Raw genomic sequence first — 16,964 nt, 5'->3', positions numbered from 1 at the left:
CTCGGGTCTTTTCATTCCGTCCACAGGTTCCGTTGATCCGCGAGCGGAGGGGGGCACGAGGCAAGTAGCGTGCCGCCATGACAGCCCAGGACGACATCGGCGAGGACCGCTCGCCCGCGCAGGACTTCTCGCACGAGCAGGAGGGCTACCAGCACGGCCTGAAGCCCCGGCAGCTGCAGATGATCGCCATCGGCGGGGCGATCGGCACCGGGCTCTTCCTCGGTGCGGGCGGCCGCCTCAACTCGGCCGGGCCCGCGCTGGCGATCGCCTACCTGGTCGCGGGGATCTTCGCCTTCTTCATCCTCCGCGCCCTCGGCGAGCTCGTGCTGCACCGCCCGTCGTCGGGCTCGTTCATCTCGTACGCCCGCGAGTTCTACGGCGAGAAGTTCGCCTACGCGGCCGGCTGGATGTACTTCCTCAACTGGGCGATGACCTCCATCGTCGACACGACAGCGGTCGCCGTCTACCTCAAGTACTGGTCGGCGTTCACCGCGGCGCCGCAGTGGCTGCTCGCGCTGATCGCTCTCGTCGTCGTCCTCGCCGCGAACATGGTCGCGGTCAAGGTGTTCGGCGAGCTCGAGTTCTGGTTCGCCCTGATCAAGGTCACCGCGCTGGTCGCGTTCCTCGTGGTCGCTCTCGTCTGGCTGATCTTCGCCTTCCCCGTCCAGGCCGGCGGCGAGAGCGTGCAGACGGGGATCTCGATCCTGTCCGAGAACGGCGGGATCCTCCCCAACGGCCTGCTCCCCGCGGTCCTCGTGATGCAGGGGGTCGTGTTCGCCTACGCGGCCATCGAGCTCGTCGGCACGGCGTCTGGAGAGACGCAGAACACCGAGAAGGTCATCCCGCGCGCGATCAACTCGGTCATCGTGCGCATCGCGGTCTTCTACGTGGGCTCGATCGTCCTGCTGTCGCTGCTGCTGCCCTACACCGCCTACAAGGAGGGCGAGAGCCCCTTCGTCACCTTCTTCTCGTCGATCGGCGGCCCCGAGGTGGGCACGATCGCCGGCTCGATCATGAACTTCGTCGTGCTCACCGCCGCGCTCTCCTCGCTCAACGCCGGCCTGTACTCGACCGGTCGCGCGCTGCACTCCATGGGCATGAACGGATCCGCGCCGAAGTGGACGACGAAGATGTCCCGCGGTGGTGTCCCCTACGCGGGCATCCTGCTCACCGCGTCCTTCACGGTCGCCGGAGTGGTGCTGAACTACTTCGTGCCGAGCCAGGCGTTCGAGATCGCCCTCAACATCGCGAGCCTGGGCATCATCACGGCGTGGGGCACGATCATCCTCTGCCAGATGCGGCTGCGGCAGTGGGCGAAGAAGGGCCTCGTGAAGGAGCCGTCCTTCAGGCTCCCCGGCGCCCCGGTCACCTCCTGGCTCACGCTGGTGTTCCTGGCGGTGGTGCTCGTGCTGATGGCGATCGACTTCCCGGTCGGAACCCTGACCATCGCGTCCCTCGTGATCGTCATCCCGCTCCTGATCGCCGGCTGGTTCCTCCAGCGCGACCGCATCCTCCGGATCGCCGCGCTCCGCGAGGGTGTGACCGGCCCCTTCCCGGTCACGGGGCGCGACCCCGCCCACCAGGTCCGCCGCGACGGCGAGAAGCGGAGCTGACCCGCGGCCGCGACACTACGCTCGACCGGGCGGGCGCCCACGCGGCTGCGGGAACGGAGCGGCATGGCCACGGTGGACTCCGCTGAGCGGCGCGCTCGGCTGATCGGCCTCCTCGAGCGCGACGGCGCGATCCGCCTCGACGACGCGGCCGCCGAGCTCGACGTCTCGACCATGACGGTGCGGCGCGACCTCGCCGATCTCGAGGCGGAGGGCCGGCTCAGCCGGGTCCGCGGTGGTGCGGTCGCCGCACTCCGCCCCCGCCCCTTCGCCGAGCGCCTCGCCGCCGGAGCCGCCGCGAAGCGCGGGATCGCGCGCAAGGCCGTCGCCCTGCTGCCCGCCTCCGGCGCCGTCGCGGTCGACGCCTCCTCGACGGCGGGGACCTTCCTCGGTGCCGCCCCCGAGTCGCCGGCGCTCCTGATCGCGACGAACTCGCTCGAGAACCACGCCAGCGCCCGCGCGACCCGCGCCCGGGTCGTGCTGATCGGCGGTGAGCTCGAGGAGGAGACCGACAGCTTCGTCGGCCCCCTCGCCTGCGCGAGTGCCGCCGAGCTGCACTACGACCGCTTCTTCACCTCGGCCTCGGCCGTCTCGATCACGGGCACCAGCGAGGTGACGCTGCAGGAGGCGCAGGTCAAGCGGGTCTTCGTCGCCGCCTCGAGCGAGACGGTCCTGCTCGTCGACTCGTCGAAGCTCGAGCGGTCGGCACTCGCCAGGGCGCTCGACTGGGCGGCGATCAGCGTGATGGTCACCGAGCTCGATCCGTCCGACGAGCGGCTCGAGCCGTTCCGCGGACTGGTCGAGCTGCGGTGAGGCGCGCCCGCCCGAGGTCGAGACGGTCGCCCGGTGTTCACCTCGCGCTCTGTTGACTCCCCGCCACCTCGACTGTTAGCTTCTGTGATAGTTAACACGTTCGATCACACAGACGGAGAAGTCATGGCCTCGACCGCCGCAGAGCTCATCGCCCGCTCGAACCGACTCGGCGCCGACCCGAAGAACACGAACTACGCGGGCGGCAACACCTCCGCGAAGGGCGTCGAGACCGACCCCGTCACCGGCGAGCCCGTCGAGCTGATGTGGGTCAAGGGCTCCGGAGGCGACCTCGGCACCCTGAAGGAGTCCGGTCTCGCGGTCCTGCGGCTCGACCGCCTCCGCGCGCTCGCGAACGTCTACCCCGGCCTCGACCGCGAGGACGAGATGGTCGCCGCCTTCGACTACACGCTGCACGGCAAGGGTGGCGCGGCCCCCTCGATCGACACCGCCATGCACGGCCTCGTCGACGCGGCGCACGTCGACCACCTGCACCCCGACTCCGGCATCGCCTTCGCGACGGCCGCCGACGGCGAGCGGCTCACCGCCGAGGCGTTCGGCGGCCGGGTCGCGTGGGTCCCGTGGCGCCGCCCCGGCTTCCAGCTCGGCCTCGACATCGCGGCGATCAAGGAGGCGAACCCCGGCGTGATCGGGGCGATCCTCGGCGGTCACGGCATCACCGCCTGGGGCGACACGAGCGCCGAGGCGGAGGCGAACTCTCTCGAGATCATCGCCACCGCCGCCGCGTACATCGCCGAGCACGGCGCTCCCGAGCCGTTCGGCCCGGCCCTCGAGGGCTACGCCGCCCTCCCCGAGGAGGAGCGCCGCGCCAAGGCCGCCGCCCTCGCCCCTCACCTGCGCGGGATCGCGTCGCACGACCGGCCGCAGGTCGGCCACTTCACCGACTCCGCCGAGGTCCTCGACTTCCTCGCGAGCACCGAGCACCCGCGCCTCGCGGCGCTCGGCACCTCGTGCCCCGACCACTTCCTCCGCACCAAGGTGAAGCCGCTGCTGGTCGACCTGCCGGCCTCCGCCTCCGTCGCCGAGATCCTCGAGCGCCTGCCCGCGCTGCACGAGGCGTACCGCGCCGACTACCAGGCCTACTACGACGCTCACGCGACTCCCGAGAGCCCCGCGATCCGCGGCGCCGACCCGCTCGTCGTGCTGGTGCCCGGTGTCGGCATGTTCTCGTACGGCGCGAACAAGCAGACCGCGCGCGTGGCCGGCGAGTTCTACGTCAACGCGATCAACGTGATGCGCGGCGCCGAGGCGATCTCGACCTACGCGCCGATCGACGAGGCCGAGAAGTTCCGCATCGAGTACTGGGCGCTCGAGGAGGCGAAGCTGCAGCGGATGCCCGAGCCCAAGCCCCTCGCCTCCCGCATCGCGCTCGTGACGGGGGCCGCCTCCGGCATCGGCAAGGCCATCGCCACCCGCCTCGCCGCCGAGGGCGCCTGCGTCGTCATCGCCGACCTCGACCTCGCCAAGGCGCGGGCTGCCGCGGCCGAGCTCGGATCGACGGACGTCGCCGTGGGCATCGCCGCGAACGTCTCGGACGAGACCGCCGTGCAGGCGGCCATCGACGCGACCGTCCTCGCGTTCGGCGGGCTCGACCTGGTCGTCAACAACGCCGGCCTCTCGCTCTCGAAGTCGCTCTTCGACACCACCGAGGCCGACTGGGACCTGCAGCACAACGTGATGGCCAAGGGCTCCTTCCTCGTCTCGAAGGCGGCCGCGCGGGTGCTCGTCGACCAGAAGCTCGGCGGCGACATCATCTACATCTCGTCGAAGAACTCGGTGTTCGCCGGCCCGAACAACATCGCCTACTCGGCGACGAAGGCCGATCAGGCCCACCAGGTCCGTCTGCTCGCAGCCGAGCTCGGCGAGTTCGGCATCAAGGTCAACGGCATCAACCCCGACGGCGTGGTCCGCGGCTCCGGCATCTTCGCCTCCGGCTGGGGCGCCAACCGCGCCAAGACCTACGGCATCGAGGAGGAGGACCTGGGCAGGTTCTACGCCCAGCGCACCATCCTCAAGCGCGAGGTCGTCCCCGAGAACGTCGCCAACGCGGTGTTCGCGCTCTGCACGTCCGACTTCTCGCACACCACCGGGCTGCACGTGCCGGTCGACGCGGGTGTCGCGGCGGCCTTCCTCCGATGAAGGCCGTCGCCGCCGTCGACCTCGGCGCGACCAGCGGCCGGGTGATCCTCGGCTACGTCGGTCGCGACGAGCTGCGGATGCGCCACGTCGCCCGGTTCCCGAACCAGCCGGTGCGCGTGACGGAGGCGTCGGCCTCGGGCCTGCACTGGAACGTCCTCGAGCTGTATAGGTCCCTGAGCGCCGGTCTCGCCGACGCCCTGCGCGAGGAGCCCGATGTCGTCTCGATCGGCGTCGACTCCTGGGCCGTCGACTACGCGCTGCTGCGCCAGGGCCGGATGCTCGGCGCGCCGTACCACTACCGCGACGAGCGCACAGCGCGCGGAGTCGTCGACGTGCACGCGCGCATCGGCGCCGATGAGCTCTACCGGCGCAACGGGCTCCAGCACCTCGCGTTCAACACGCTGTTCCAGTTCGCGGCCGAGCGCGAGACGCTCGCGCTCGCCGATCGGGCGCTGCTGATCCCGGATCTGATCGGCTACTGGCTGACCGGCGTCGCCGCGACCGAGATCACGAACGCCTCCACCACGGGGCTGCTGCGCCCCGACACCCGCGCGTGGGACGACGAGCTCCTCGCGCGCCTCGACCTTCCGCACGAGATCCTCGCGCCGCTGATCGAGCCGGGCTCCGCGCTCGGCCCGCTGCTGCCCGCGGTCGCCGCCGAACTCGGCGCGCCCCCGCGGCTCGGAGTCGTCGCCGTCGGTTCCCACGACACGGCCTCGGCCGTCGTCGCGGTGCCGTCGACCGACGACGACATCGCGTACATCTCGAGCGGAACCTGGTCGCTCGTCGGCGTCGAACTCGAGAAGCCGGTGGTCTCGCTGGAGGGTCGGGCCGCCAACTTCACCAACGAGGGCGGCGTCGACGGGCGTGTCCGGTTCTTGAAGAACGTGTCGGGTCTCTGGCTCCTGTCGGAGTCGATCCGCACGTGGGAGAAGCAGACGGGCGAGCGGATCGATCTGACGTCGCTGCTCGCCGAGGCCGCCGCGATCCGCGGGCCGATCACGACCTTCGACGCGGCCGACGACCGCTTCACCCCGCCGGGCAACATCCCGGGGCGGATCGTCGAGTGGTGCGTCGAGCGCGGCCTCGCCCAGCCGCGGACCCGGGCGGAGTTCGTCCGCTCGATCCTCGAGTCGCTGGCCGAGGCCTACGCCACGACGCTCGAGCAGGCGACCGCGCTCTCGGGCAAGCGGATCGGCGCGGTGCACGTGGTCGGCGGAGGCTCGCAGAACGAGCTGCTCTGCCAGCTGACGGCCGACCGCACCGGACTGACCGTGCTCGCCGGTCCGGTCGAGGCGACGGCGATCGGCAACATCCTCGTGCAGGCGCGGGCGCAGGGTCTGGCGACGGGGTCGCTGGAGTCGTTGCGCGCCCTGGTCCGGGCGGCGTTCCCGCCGGTCCGCTACACGCCCCGCTGACGGCTGTCTCCGGCATGTCTCCGGCTCGCAGAATCACGTTCGGCTCGCAGGAACGAGCGGATTCTGCGAGCCGAACGCTGTTCCGCGAGCCGAACACGACCGACGACGCCCTCCGGCTCGCAGGATTCGGTTCGGCTCGTCGATACCAGCGCATTCCGCGAGCCCGTCGCGGTTCAACGAGCCGAACGCGACTCCCCGGCCGTCAGACCTCCGGGCTCGCCGAGACGAACGGCTCGAACGGATCCGCGCCGTCAGGCTCCAGCCAGTCGTACTCGACGGTCTCGCCTCCGATGCGCCAGGTCGACGGAGTCGGGGACTCGAGCCAGTCGACCGGCTCGATGCCGCCGGGAGCGCCGCCGTCGAGCGCGATCCGCAGGGCCGCCGCCAGGTCGCCGTCGACGGACTCGGTCCGGGTCGCCGGATCGACCGAGACGAACAGGGCGGTGCCGCTGCGCGCCACGAGGTCGAGGAAGCGCCGGTTCAGCGTCCAGTCGGTACCCGGCGTGCTCGCCACGCAGTCCGGGTCGGCGGTGAAGAAGGCGCCGTGCTGCGCCAGACGGAAGGCGAGGGTGTTGACTCCCACGCGCCGCGTCCGATCCCAGTCGAGGCCGGAGGTGTCGTCGCCGATGCGCTGCGCGTGCACGAGCCCCGCCGCGAGGTGCCCGACGACGTCGCAGCCGAGCACCAGCGCGTCACCCGAGGCCGCGAGGGCCGCGCGGTAGAAGCCGACGAGCGCCTCCGCCGTGGTGGTCGCCGGGTCGTGGAGGGCAGGCCCGTCGCCCGGCGACGCGCCCATGTCGGGGCCCCACTGGCCGAGCAGGTCGTAGGTCGAGAAGTCGTGCTTGATGAGCTCGAACCCCCAGCCGCTCAGCCGCGCGAAGTCCTCGGTCACGAGATCGAGGACCGCGGGAGAGGTGGGATCGAGCGCGATCGCTCCGTCCCGGGACGCACGGGCGCCCTCGATCGCGGCGTCCCGCGTCAGCAGCGGCCGGAACCAGACGCCCGGTCGCACGCCCTGCTCGCGGATCGCCTGGGCGGCCTCGGCCATGTCCGGGAACTCCTCCGGTCGCCCGCGACGCCACGGGCCCGGTGAGGCGGCGAGCCCGTCGGCGGTCCCGTCGAGGCTCCAGCCGTCGTCGATGACGCCGAACGGGCGCACCGCGTGGTCGCCGGCGAGGTCGGCGACCAGACGCGCGTCGCGGACGACGGCGTCGAGCCCGAAGTCGCGACCGTAGGCGTAGTACCAGTTGTTCGCGCCGACGAGCGGCCCCGACGTGTCGAGCGGGTCGGTGCAGAGCAGGCGCATCAGCTCCTGCTGTGCGCGGAAGGGTCCCGCGTCGGATGCCGTCCGACGGAGGGTGGCGGCGTGGATCGCCCGATCGCCCGGGCGGACGGCCGCGCCGCCGCTGCGCAGATCGAGCGTCAGCGTGACCCCGGCCCGATCGACCTGCCAGAACGCGAAGGCGCCGCCGCGGACCTCGACGCCGAGGCCGCGGGTCGCGCCGGAGAGCGGATCGGCGATGAGGGCCGTCCACGGCAGCACCCGCTCCGGTCGCACCGCGCGCCACTCGAGCTCGCCGTACGAGCGCTCCCACGCGTCGCCGAGCACCCGCGCGGAGCCGGGCGTCGCCTCGCGCCAGCGCAGAGCGACCCGCGAGACGCCGGCGAGCGCTCCGACGTCGATGCGCAGTCCCCTCCCGGCCGAGGTCAGCGAGACCTCGACGCCCGAGCGGGCGGCGTCCCTGAACGGTTCCGACGGGTCGATCTGCACCCGGATCGAATCGGGGGCGGGGACGGTCAGCTCTGTCACGGGGGCTCCTTCGGGCCGAGGCGGGACGATTCGCGACAGATGACGGGTAATTGTCACGACATTGACGCAAACCTTGCGCGCCCACAATCTACCCGTGTAGCTTCCCCTCTAGCTACACGAGTAGCCGACCGCCCGACCGGGCGTTCCCACGGCTTTCGACGAAGGAGTCACCGTGCTACCTCATCCGACCCGCGCCCCCCGCGGCGAGCAGGACGACCGATGAGCGCGACGCGTTCCGGCCTCGCCTCACGGCCCACGGTCTCCCCCGGCCGCCGAGCCGCCCGACGCCGCGAGGTCCTCGTCGCCCTCGCGTTCGTGCTTCCCGCCGCCATCGGCTTCGGGGCGTTCTACGTCGCCCCGTCCGTCCGCGGCATCTACCTGAGCTTCACCGACTACAACCTGATGAGCGCTCCGTCGTTCATCGGTCTCGACAACTACGTGCGCCTCGCCTCCGACCCCCTGTTCTGGAACTCGGTCGGCGTGACACTGCAGTACGTCGCCATCAACATCGTCGTCCAGACGATCGTCGCCGTCGGGCTCGCGGTCCTGATGCACCGGCTGACCCAGTCGGTCGTCATCCGCGGCACGATCCTGCTGCCGTTCCTGATCTCGAACGTGATCGCGGCGATGATCTGGTTCCTGCTGCTCGACTACCAGCTCGGATTCGTGAACAGCGTGATCGAGTGGCTCGGCCTGACCCGGATCCCGTTCTTCGCCGACTCCGGCTGGGCGATCCCGACGATCGCGCTGGTGAACGTCTGGCGGCACATGGGATACACCGCGCTGCTCGTGTTCGCCGGGCTGCAGATGATCCCGCCGTACGTCTACGAGGCGGCCGCGATCGACGGCTCGACCGAGTGGCGCTCGTTCTGGAGGATCACCCTGCCGCTGCTGCGGCCGATCCTCGCGCTGGTGCTCGTCATCACCGTCACCGGCTCGTTCCAGGTGTTCGACACCGTCGCCGTGACGACCAGAGGCGGGCCGGTCAACGCCACCCGGGTGATCCAGTACTACATCTACCAGGTCGGCTTCGGTGAGAACGACTTCGGCTACGCCAGTGCGATCTCGGTCGTCCTGCTCCTCATCCTCGCCTGCGTCGCGTTCTTCCAGCTCCGCTTGATGCGCGCCGACCAGTCCGACCTCGCCTAGGGATCCCCGATGACCTCCACACTCGTCGCCGACGCCGCTGTCGGCCCCGCCGCCCCGGGCCCCGGCTCACCCCGCCGCTCCGGGCTCCGCCGTCCGAGCATCGGACGCGTCCTCGCCTGGGCCGCGATGATCCTCGCCCTCGTCGTGACGCTGTTCCCCTTCTTCTGGATGATCCGCACGGCCTTCTCGACCGAGAACGCTCTCGCGAGCAATCCGACCTCGCTGCTGCCGGTCGAGTTCACCTGGGGCGCGTTCGCCCGAGTCCTCGGCTTCGCGACCCAGGAGCAGGCGATCGCCGAGGGCGGGTCGGGCGCCTCCGTCGAGTTCTGGCTCTACCTGCGCAACTCGGTCCTCTACGCCACGCTCGTCACCGCCGGTCAGCTGCTGTTCTGCTCGCTCGCGGCGTACGCCTTCGCCCGCCTGCGCTGGCCGGGCCGCGACCTCGTGTTCTCCGCGTTCCTCACGGCGCTGATGGTGCCGCCGATCTTCACGGCGCTGCCCAACTTCGTGCTGATGCGCGACCTCGGGCTGCTCAACACGATCCCCGGTCTCGCCCTGCCGTCCCTCCTGATGACCCCGTTCGCCGTGTTCTTCCTCCGCCAGTTCTTCCTCGGCATCAGCCGCGAGATCGAGGAGGCGGCCGAGCTCGACGGCGCAGGCAAGCTCCGGATCTTCTTCCGGCTGATCGTGCCGATGAGCGTCGCCCCCCTGGCCACGCTCGGGATCCTCACCTACATCAACACCTGGAACGACTACTTCTGGCCGCTGCTCGCGGGCAACACGGAGGAGTCGCGCGTCCTCACCGTCGCGCTCGGCGTCTTCCGCTCGCAGACCCCCAACGGCAGCCCCGACTGGGCGGGCCTGATGGCCGCCACTCTCGTCGCCGCCGTCCCCGTCCTGATCCTCTTCCTCGCGTTCGGCCGCCGGATCGTCGACTCCATCGGCTACTCCGGCGTCAAGTGACGCACTCCCCCTTCCCTCGCACCCCCTCCCTCGCAATGAAGCAGAAAGGTCGCAGCACCATGTCCCGAACCCTCAAGAGGTCCGCCCTCGCCCTCGCCGGCGTCACCGCCCTCGGACTCTCCCTCGCCGGCTGCGTCGGCGGCGGCTCCGGCGCCGCCGCCGGCTCGTCCGACGGCGCCGACATCGACACCAGCGCCGCCTCCGGCACCATCGACTACTGGCTGTGGGACAACAACCAGAAGGCGGCCTACCAGAGCTGCGCCGACGCGTTCCACGAGGCGAACCCGGACGTCACCGTCACGATCTCGCAGTACTCGTGGGACGACTACTGGACGAAGCTCACCAACGGATTCGTCGCCGGCACCGCCCCGGACGTGTTCACCGACCACCTGTCGAAGTTCGCGGACTTCGTGAACAACGACCAGCTCGTCGCGCTCGACGGCGTGGTCGACAAGGACGGCATCGACGTCGGCCAGTACCAGGACGGCCTCGCCGACCTCTGGGTCGGTCAGGACGGCAACCGCTACGGCCTCCCGAAGGACTGGGACACGGTCGCGGTCTTCTACAACCAGGCGCTGATCAGCGACGGCGGCTACACGCCCGAGCAGATCGCCGACCTCCAGTGGAACCCGGAGGACGGCGGCAGCTACGAGCAGGCGATCGCGCATCTCACCGTCGACGTGAACGGCGTCCGCGGCGACGAGTCCGGCTTCGACAAGACCCGCGTCGCCGTCTACGGCCTCGGCCTCGACGGCGGATCGGGCGGCGGCAACGGCCAGACCCAGTGGAGCATGTACGCCGGCACCACGGGCTGGACCTACACCGACAAGAACCCGTGGGGCACGAAGTACAACTACGACGACGAGCGCTTCCAGGACACGATCGGCTGGACGGCCCGGATGATCGAGAAGGGCTACATGCCCTCGGTGGCCGCCGTCACGGGCAGCGACTCGACGCAGACCTTCGGCGCCGGCAAGTACGCGATGCTCACGAACGGATCGTGGAACATCAACTCGTTCACCGGCCTCAGCGGGATCGACGTGGGGATCGCGCCTACCCCGGCCGGCCCCGACGGCAAGCGCTCGACCATGTTCAACGGACTCGCCGACTCGATCTGGGCCGGCTCCGACAACAAGGACGCGTCGGCGGCGTGGGTGGAGTACATGGCCTCGCCCGCCTGCCAGGACGTCATCGGCGAGCAGGGTGTCGTCTTCCCGGCCATCCCGAGCGGCACGGAGAAGGCGCAGACCGCGTTCTCGGACCGCGGCATCGATGTGAGCGCCTTCACCCAGCAGGTCGACGACAAGACCACGTTCCTGTTCCCGATCACGGACAACGCCGCGAAGATCGCCGGCATCATGACCCCCGCGGTCGACGCCGTTCTCGAGGGCCAGGCCGACCCCTCGTCGCTGACCGACGCCAACGACCAGGTGAACGCGCTGTTTGAATAGCAGCAGAGCGGGGGGCCCGGACCGTCCGGGCCCCCCTCCCCTCTCGAGGAGGCCGTCGATGGCGGACACAGCACGATCACGCCGGGCGCCCACCCGCAACGACGTCGCGGAGCGGGCCGGGGTGAGCACCGCCGTCGTCAGCTACGTCGTCACCGGGGCGAAGAACGTCACTCCCGAGAAGGAGCGCCGGGTGCGCGACGCCATCGAGGCGCTCGGCTACCGGCCCAACAGCAGCGCACGCGCCCTGCGATCGGGTCGGACCCACGTGCTCGCCCTGCTCATGCCCGACACCAGCAACCCGTACTTCGCCGAGTACGCGCTGCAGATCGAGACCGCGGCCACCGAGCGCGGCTACGCCCTCCTCATCGCCAACACCCACGACGATCCGGCCCGGGAGGTCACGCTCCTGAACGAGATGCACTCGCGGGGGGTCGACGGGGTCATCCTCGCGAGCGTGTTCCACGAGAGCCTGCAGCCCGCCGCCGATCCGACGATCCCGACCGTCCTGATCGACTCGTTCCACTCCGTCGCCGGGGTCCCCTCCCTGGGTCTCGACGCCGTGGAGAGCGCGCACACCGTCGTCCGGCACCTCGTGGAGGTGCACGGCTGCCGCTCGATCGACCTGGTGATCGGTGCCAGCTCCGACCCGACCGGCGCCAGGGACCTCCGCCAGATCGGCTGGGAGGAGGCCCTCTCGGCCGCCGGCCTGCCGCGCGGCAGCGTCGAGATCACCAGCTGGACCAGAGAGGGCGGTCTCCTCGCCGCCGAGCGCCTGCTCTCCGGTCCGGATCGGCCCGACGCCGTCTTCGCCGGATCCGACCTGGTCGGGATCGGCCTCCTGCGCGGCGCCGCCGACCTCGGGATCCGCGTCCCGGAGGAGCTCGCGATCATCTCGTACGACGGCACCTCCGAATCGGCGTTCAGCATCCCCCGACTCACCACCCTCCAGCAGCCCGTCGCCGTCATGGCGCGCCGGGCGATCGACACCGTCATCTCCGCCTCATCACCCAGCTCCGGTCACACCGCCTTCCGCGGCGAGCTCGTCCTCCGCGAATCCTGCGGATGCGGCGCCCGCCGCAGGGCCGACCGCTCGGAAGGACCACTCGCATGACCGGCACCACCGCCACGACCGGGGCCGTGCTGCGCGCCGCCGGCGTCGCCCTCGTCCTCGACCTCAGCGACTCGCTGCTCCCCGCGGTCCTGCACTGGGGCACCGACTGCGGCCCCCTCGATTCCGTCGCCTTCGAGGCGCTCGCCCTCTCGGCGACGGCCCGGCCCGGCCCCAACGACGTGGACGAGCCCGTCCGGCTGGCCCTCCTCCCCGAGGAGTGGACCGGCTGGAGCGGCAGGCCGGGCCTGAACGGCTCCCGCGCCGGCGCCGATTTCTCCCCCCGGTTCCGGGTCGTCGGCGCCCGGGCCGACGGCGAACCGCTCACCGGAGGTGTCGTGGAGGCCCGCGTCCTGACCGTGCACGCGGAGGACCCGGTCGCTGCCCTCGCTCTCGATCTCGCGGTCGAGATGGACGCCTCCGGCATCGCGCGGCTGCGTGCCGAGGTCACGAACCTCGGTGCCGGGGTCTACCAGCTCGACGAGCTCCTCCTCGCCCTGCCCGTCACCCCCGCGGCGAGCGAGATCCTCGACTTCGCGGGTCGCTGGGGCAAGGAGCGGGTCCCGCAGCGCTCGTCGGTGACCGTCGGGACCCACCGCCGGGAGGGTCGGCACGGTCGCACCGGAGCCGATGCGGCGACCCTGCTCTCAGTGGGCGAGCCCGGCTTCGGCTTCGCCGGCGGCGAGATCTGGAGTCTCCACGTCGGCTGGTCGGGCAACCACGTGCACCAGGTCGAGCGCGTCTCGACCGGGGTGCAGGTCCTCGGCGGAGGCGAGCTGCTGCTCCCGGGCGAGGTCCGGCTCGCTCAGGGGGAGAGCTACCGGAGCCCGTGGCTCTACGCCGCCCACGGAGTCGGCCTCGACGCGGTCGCCCGCCGGTTCCACCGGATGCTGCGGGCACGACCGCAGCACCCCGCCACTCCGCGGCCCGTCACCCTCAACGTCTGGGAGGCGGTCTACTTCGACCACGACCTCGACGTGCTGGTCGAGCTCGCCGAGCAGGCCGCCGCCCTCGGCGTCGAGCGCTACGTGCTCGACGACGGCTGGTTCGGCAGCCGTCGCGACGACACCTCGGGGCTCGGCGACTGGGTCGTCTCGCCCGAGGTCTGGCCCGAGGGGCTCCACCCGCTCGTCGACCGCGTCCGCTCGCTCGGCATGCAGTTCGGGCTCTGGTTCGAGCCCGAGATGGTCAACCTCGACTCCGATCTCGCCCGCGCGCACCCGGAGTGGATCATGGCGACCGGCGGACGTCTCCCGGTCTCCTCCCGCAACCAGCAGGTGCTGAACCTCGGGATCCCCGAGTGCTTCGAGCACATCCGGGGCGCGATCTTCGCGATCCTCGACGAGTACGACATCGCCTACATCAAGTGGGATCACAACCGCGATCTCGTGGACGCGGGCACCGCCCCCGCCGGCCGCGCCGGAGTGCACGCCCAGACCCTCGCCTTCTACCGGCTGGTCGACGAGATCAAGGAGCGGTACCCCTCGCTCGAGATCGAGTCGTGCTCCTCCGGCGGCGCGCGCGTCGACCTCGGGGTGCTCGAGCGCACCGACCGGGTCTGGGTGTCCGACAACATCGATCCTCTGGACCGCCAGCAGATGAACCGGTGGACGACGCAGCTCGTCCCGCCGGAGCTGATGGGCTCGCACATCGCCTCGGGCGTCTCGCACACCACCGGCCGGTGGCACGATCTGTCGTTCCGCGCCGTCACTGCGGTGTTCGGGCACCTGGGCATCGAGTGGGACCTGCGAGCGGCGACGGACGCCGAGCGCGCCGAGCTCGGCCAATGGATCGCGTTCTACCGCGAGCACCGCGCGCTGCTGCACGGCGGCGACCTGGTGCGCCTCGACCACCCCGACGAGACGATCGCGGTGAACGGAGTGGTCGCCTCCGACCGCAGCGCCGCCCTCTACTCGTATGTCTCACTCGCGCGGTCGGGGGTCGTCTCGCCGGGACGCGTCCGCCTGCCCGGGCTCGATCCGCAGGCGGTCTACCGCGTGACTCCCGTGACCCTCGGGACGGGCGGCGACCGCGTCACTCCGGCGCCGTGGTGGGGCGACTCGGGGATCGAGCTCTCGGGTGGCCTCCTCGTGAGCGCGGGACTGACGGCGCCGCTCCTGCGCCCGGAGAGCGGAGTCGTCTACTCGGTGGTGCGACTCTGATCAGCATGTTCGCATGTCAGGACATATGAGTTAGGGTGGAGCCACGACCTGCGGGGAGCGCACGGCCCGGTCCGCGCCGCTCCCCCGGTCGCCGCCTCGACAGAAAGTTGTACACCGGCGTATGACACCCTCGACCACGACCTACGACGTGCTGACGATCGGCCGCGTCGGCGTCGACATCTATCCGCTCCAGGACGGCCTCGGCCTCGAGGACGTCGAGACCTTCGGCAAGTACCTCGGCGGCAGCGCGGCGAACGTGGCCGTTGCGGCCGCGCGGCACGGCCGCTCCGCCGCCCTGATCTCGCGGACGGGCGACGACCCGTTCGGCCGCTACGTGAAGCGGGAGCTGCGTCGACTCGGGGTGTCGGACGAGTTCGTCGGCACCGAGCCCGACCTCGCGACGCCCATCACGTTCTGCGAGATCTTCCCCCCGGACGACTTCCCGCTGTACTTCTACCGCAAGCCCAAGGCTCCCGACCTCGCGATCACGGCGCAGTCCCTCGACCTCGACGCGATCCACCGCGCCACGGTCTACTGGTCCACCGTCACCGGCCTCACCGAGGAGCCGAGCCGATCGGCGCACTTCATCGCCTGGAAGGCCCGCGAGCGCCGAGCGCTCACCGTGCTCGACCTCGACTACCGGCCGATGTTCTGGAGCTCGCCGGCGCGGGCGTCGCAGGAGGTCGCGAAGGCGCTGGAGTGGGTGAGCGTCGCCGTCGGCAATCGCGAGGAGTGCGAGATCGCAGTCGGCGAGACCGATCCGCACCGAGCGGCGGACGCCCTCCTCGAGCGCGGAGTCGAGCTCGCGATCGTGAAGCAGGGCCCCCGCGGAGTCCTCGCCAAGACGCGATCCGAGACCGTCGAGGTCGCGCCGTTCCCCGTCGAGGTCGTCAACGGGCTCGGTGCCGGAGACAGCTTCGGCGGCGCCCTCACCCACGGGCTCATCGAGGGGTGGGACCTCGAGCGGATCCTCCGCTTCGCCAACGTGGCCGGCGCGATCGTCGCCTCCCGCCGCGAGTGCTCGACCGCCATGCCGACCTCCGACGAGGTCGAGCGGTTCCTCGAGGAGCGCAGCGATGTCGTCGTCTGAGGGCCTCCTGCCCAGCGGCGCCTTCGAGCGGCTGCGGCGGCTCCGCGCCGAGGATCCGACCGCCGTGGCACGGATGCTCGCGGCGCGCCGCCGCCGCCCGCTCCTCGGCGAGAACGGCCGCCTCTTCATCGTCGCGGCCGATCACCCGGCACGCGGGGCACTCGGCGTCCGCAGTGACGACATGGCGATGGCCGACCGGTACGACCTGCTCGACCGCCTCGCCACCGCTCTGTCCCGCCCCGGGGTCGATGGCGTGCTCGGCACCCCCGACATCATCGACGACCTCGCCCTCCTCGGGCTGCTCGACGACAAGATCGTCGTGGGCTCGATGAACCGCGGCGGACTCCGCGGCGCCTCCTTCGAGATGGACGACCGCTTCACGGGCTACGACATCGACGGGATCGTCCGCGACGGTCTCGACTTCGCCAAGACCCTGCTGCGCGTCAACCTCTCCGACGCGGGGTCGGTCGCGACCATCGAGGCCAACGCGCGTGCCGTCACCGCCGCCGCGGCGGCGCGGATCCCGATCATGCTCGAGCCTTTCCTGAGCGAGTGGGTCGACGGTCGAGTCGTCAACGACCTCAGCGCCGACGCCGTCATCACCTCGATCGCCATCGCCTCGGGCCTCGGCTCGACCTCGGCGTACACGTGGATGAAGCTGCCCGTCGTCGACGGGATGGAGCGTGTCATGGCGGCGACGACGATGCCCACGCTCCTGCTCGGCGGCGACCCGCAGGGCAGCCCCGAGGCCGTCTACGCGAAGTGGCGCGACGCGCTCGCGCTGCCCGGCGTCCGCGGTCTCGTGGTCGGCCGCACCCTCATCTACCCGGCCGACGGAGACGTCGCCTCCGCCGTCGACACCGCCGCGGCCCTCGTGCACGGCACTCCCACCTGAGCCCCGGGCTCACCCTCCGACCCTCCACAGAAGCCTCCAGAGAAGAAGGAATCATGTCCGAGACCACCGGCATCGAGCCGCTCACCACCGTCACGACCGTCGGCCACTGGATCGATGGGGCGCTGTCGGCGTCGTCGTCGGGCCGGACGTCGCCGGTCTACGACCCGGCGCTGGGCATCGTGACTCGCGAGGTCGCGCTCGCGAACCAGGCCGAGATCGATGCGGCCGTCGCGTCCGCGAAGGCCGCGTTCCCGGCGTGGCGGGACACGTCGCTGGCGAAGCGTCAGCAGATCGTGTTCAGGTTCCGGGAGCTGCTGGAGGCGAAGAAGCTGGAGCTG

The 16,964-nt window shown here is 71.1% G+C and carries 13 protein-coding genes; 12 read left to right on the top strand and 1 reads right to left on the bottom strand.

All coding sequences use genetic code 11. From position 1 onward, the window contains the following. Positions 1 to 77: 77 nt before the first annotated feature. The 4 genes from ASG06_RS07330 to ASG06_RS07315 all read left to right on the top strand — a co-directional run bounded on the left by ASG06_RS07330 (position 78) and on the right by ASG06_RS07315 (position 5,998). Entirely contained in the window at positions 78 to 1,613 is a 1,536-nt protein-coding gene (locus ASG06_RS07330; protein WP_056040615.1) for an amino acid permease, read from the top strand. Between the two features lie 63 nt (positions 1,614 to 1,676). Beyond that, positions 1,677 to 2,423, top strand: coding sequence for a DeoR/GlpR family DNA-binding transcription regulator (locus ASG06_RS07325; protein WP_056040613.1), 747 nt, complete (start codon positions 1,677 to 1,679; stop codon positions 2,421 to 2,423). 123 nt (positions 2,424 to 2,546) lie between these two features. After that, positions 2,547 to 4,580, top strand: a complete 2,034-nt coding sequence (locus ASG06_RS07320) for a bifunctional rhamnulose-1-phosphate aldolase/short-chain dehydrogenase (protein ID WP_056040611.1) — start codon at positions 2,547 to 2,549, stop codon at positions 4,578 to 4,580. Continuing rightward, positions 4,577 to 5,998 (top strand): rhamnulokinase, encoded by a 1,422-nt coding sequence (locus ASG06_RS07315; RefSeq protein ID WP_056040609.1) that lies wholly within the window; start codon positions 4,577 to 4,579, stop codon positions 5,996 to 5,998. The genes ASG06_RS07320 and ASG06_RS07315 overlap by 4 nt, the downstream gene beginning before the upstream one ends. A 202-nt stretch (positions 5,999 to 6,200) precedes the next feature. On the opposite strand, the gene ASG06_RS07310 is transcribed toward ASG06_RS07315, so the two are convergent. Then, complete coding sequence (locus tag ASG06_RS07310) at positions 6,201 to 7,808, bottom strand: hypothetical protein (RefSeq protein WP_197409389.1); 1,608 nt, start codon at positions 7,806 to 7,808, stop codon at positions 6,201 to 6,203. 219 nt (positions 7,809 to 8,027) lie between these two features. Between ASG06_RS07310 and ASG06_RS07305 the strand changes: the two genes are divergently transcribed. From ASG06_RS07305 to ASG06_RS07270, 8 genes are all read left to right on the top strand, one after another. Next, entirely contained in the window at positions 8,028 to 8,957 is a 930-nt protein-coding gene (locus ASG06_RS07305; protein WP_056040607.1) for a carbohydrate ABC transporter permease, read from the top strand. Positions 8,958 to 8,966: 9 nt separating this feature from the next. Then, positions 8,967 to 9,920 carry a carbohydrate ABC transporter permease gene (locus tag ASG06_RS07300; RefSeq protein ID WP_082499048.1) on the top strand — a complete coding sequence of 318 codons (954 nt, stop codon included), beginning with the start codon at positions 8,967 to 8,969 and terminating at the stop codon, positions 9,918 to 9,920. Positions 9,921 to 9,979: 59 nt separating this feature from the next. Next, positions 9,980 to 11,371 carry an ABC transporter substrate-binding protein gene (locus ASG06_RS07295; protein ID WP_056040605.1) on the top strand — a complete coding sequence of 464 codons (1,392 nt, stop codon included), beginning with the start codon at positions 9,980 to 9,982 and terminating at the stop codon, positions 11,369 to 11,371. Positions 11,372 to 11,429: 58 nt separating this feature from the next. Further along, on the top strand, positions 11,430 to 12,482 hold the full coding sequence (locus tag ASG06_RS07290) for a LacI family DNA-binding transcriptional regulator (protein ID WP_056040604.1): 1,053 nt from the start codon (positions 11,430 to 11,432) through the stop codon (positions 12,480 to 12,482). After that, on the top strand, positions 12,479 to 14,641 hold the full coding sequence (locus ASG06_RS07285; RefSeq protein ID WP_056040602.1) for an alpha-galactosidase: 2,163 nt from the start codon (positions 12,479 to 12,481) through the stop codon (positions 14,639 to 14,641). The genes ASG06_RS07290 and ASG06_RS07285 overlap by 4 nt, the downstream gene beginning before the upstream one ends. 121 nt (positions 14,642 to 14,762) lie before the next feature. After that, positions 14,763 to 15,731, top strand: a complete 969-nt coding sequence (gene iolC / locus ASG06_RS07280) for a 5-dehydro-2-deoxygluconokinase (RefSeq protein WP_056040600.1) — start codon at positions 14,763 to 14,765, stop codon at positions 15,729 to 15,731. Then, positions 15,718 to 16,626 carry a Cgl0159 family (beta/alpha)8-fold protein gene (locus ASG06_RS07275; protein ID WP_056040597.1) on the top strand — a complete coding sequence of 303 codons (909 nt, stop codon included), beginning with the start codon at positions 15,718 to 15,720 and terminating at the stop codon, positions 16,624 to 16,626. The genes iolC and ASG06_RS07275 overlap by 14 nt, the downstream gene beginning before the upstream one ends. 53 nt (positions 16,627 to 16,679) lie before the next feature. Beyond that, the coding region (locus tag ASG06_RS07270; RefSeq protein ID WP_156465918.1) for an aldehyde dehydrogenase family protein at positions 16,680 to 16,964 on the top strand (285 nt) is incomplete at its 3' end.

Origin of the sequence: Rathayibacter sp. Leaf185 (assembly GCF_001423885.1) — a bacterium.
In the GTDB taxonomy this organism is placed as follows: Bacteria; Actinomycetota; Actinomycetes; order Actinomycetales; family Microbacteriaceae; genus Rathayibacter.
The sequence above is the reverse complement of the archived record's forward strand: the minus strand, read 5'-3'. Positions and strand labels throughout refer to the sequence as shown.

Coding starts and splice junctions, on each gene's coding strand:
- iolC (WP_056040600.1), top strand. CDS start 14,763: ATGACACCCTCGACCACGACCTACGACGTGCTGACGATCGGCCGCGTC.
- ASG06_RS07305 (WP_056040607.1), top strand. CDS start 8,028: ATGAGCGCGACGCGTTCCGGCCTCGCCTCACGGCCCACGGTCTCCCCC.
- ASG06_RS07285 (WP_056040602.1), top strand. CDS start 12,479: ATGACCGGCACCACCGCCACGACCGGGGCCGTGCTGCGCGCCGCCGGC.
- ASG06_RS07290 (WP_056040604.1), top strand. CDS start 11,430: ATGGCGGACACAGCACGATCACGCCGGGCGCCCACCCGCAACGACGTC.
- ASG06_RS07315 (WP_056040609.1), top strand. CDS start 4,577: ATGAAGGCCGTCGCCGCCGTCGACCTCGGCGCGACCAGCGGCCGGGTG.
- ASG06_RS07325 (WP_056040613.1), top strand. CDS start 1,677: ATGGCCACGGTGGACTCCGCTGAGCGGCGCGCTCGGCTGATCGGCCTC.
- ASG06_RS07320 (WP_056040611.1), top strand. CDS start 2,547: ATGGCCTCGACCGCCGCAGAGCTCATCGCCCGCTCGAACCGACTCGGC.
- ASG06_RS07275 (WP_056040597.1), top strand. CDS start 15,718: ATGTCGTCGTCTGAGGGCCTCCTGCCCAGCGGCGCCTTCGAGCGGCTG.
- ASG06_RS07295 (WP_056040605.1), top strand. CDS start 9,980: ATGTCCCGAACCCTCAAGAGGTCCGCCCTCGCCCTCGCCGGCGTCACC.
- ASG06_RS07330 (WP_056040615.1), top strand. CDS start 78: ATGACAGCCCAGGACGACATCGGCGAGGACCGCTCGCCCGCGCAGGAC.
- ASG06_RS07300 (WP_082499048.1), top strand. CDS start 8,967: ATGACCTCCACACTCGTCGCCGACGCCGCTGTCGGCCCCGCCGCCCCG.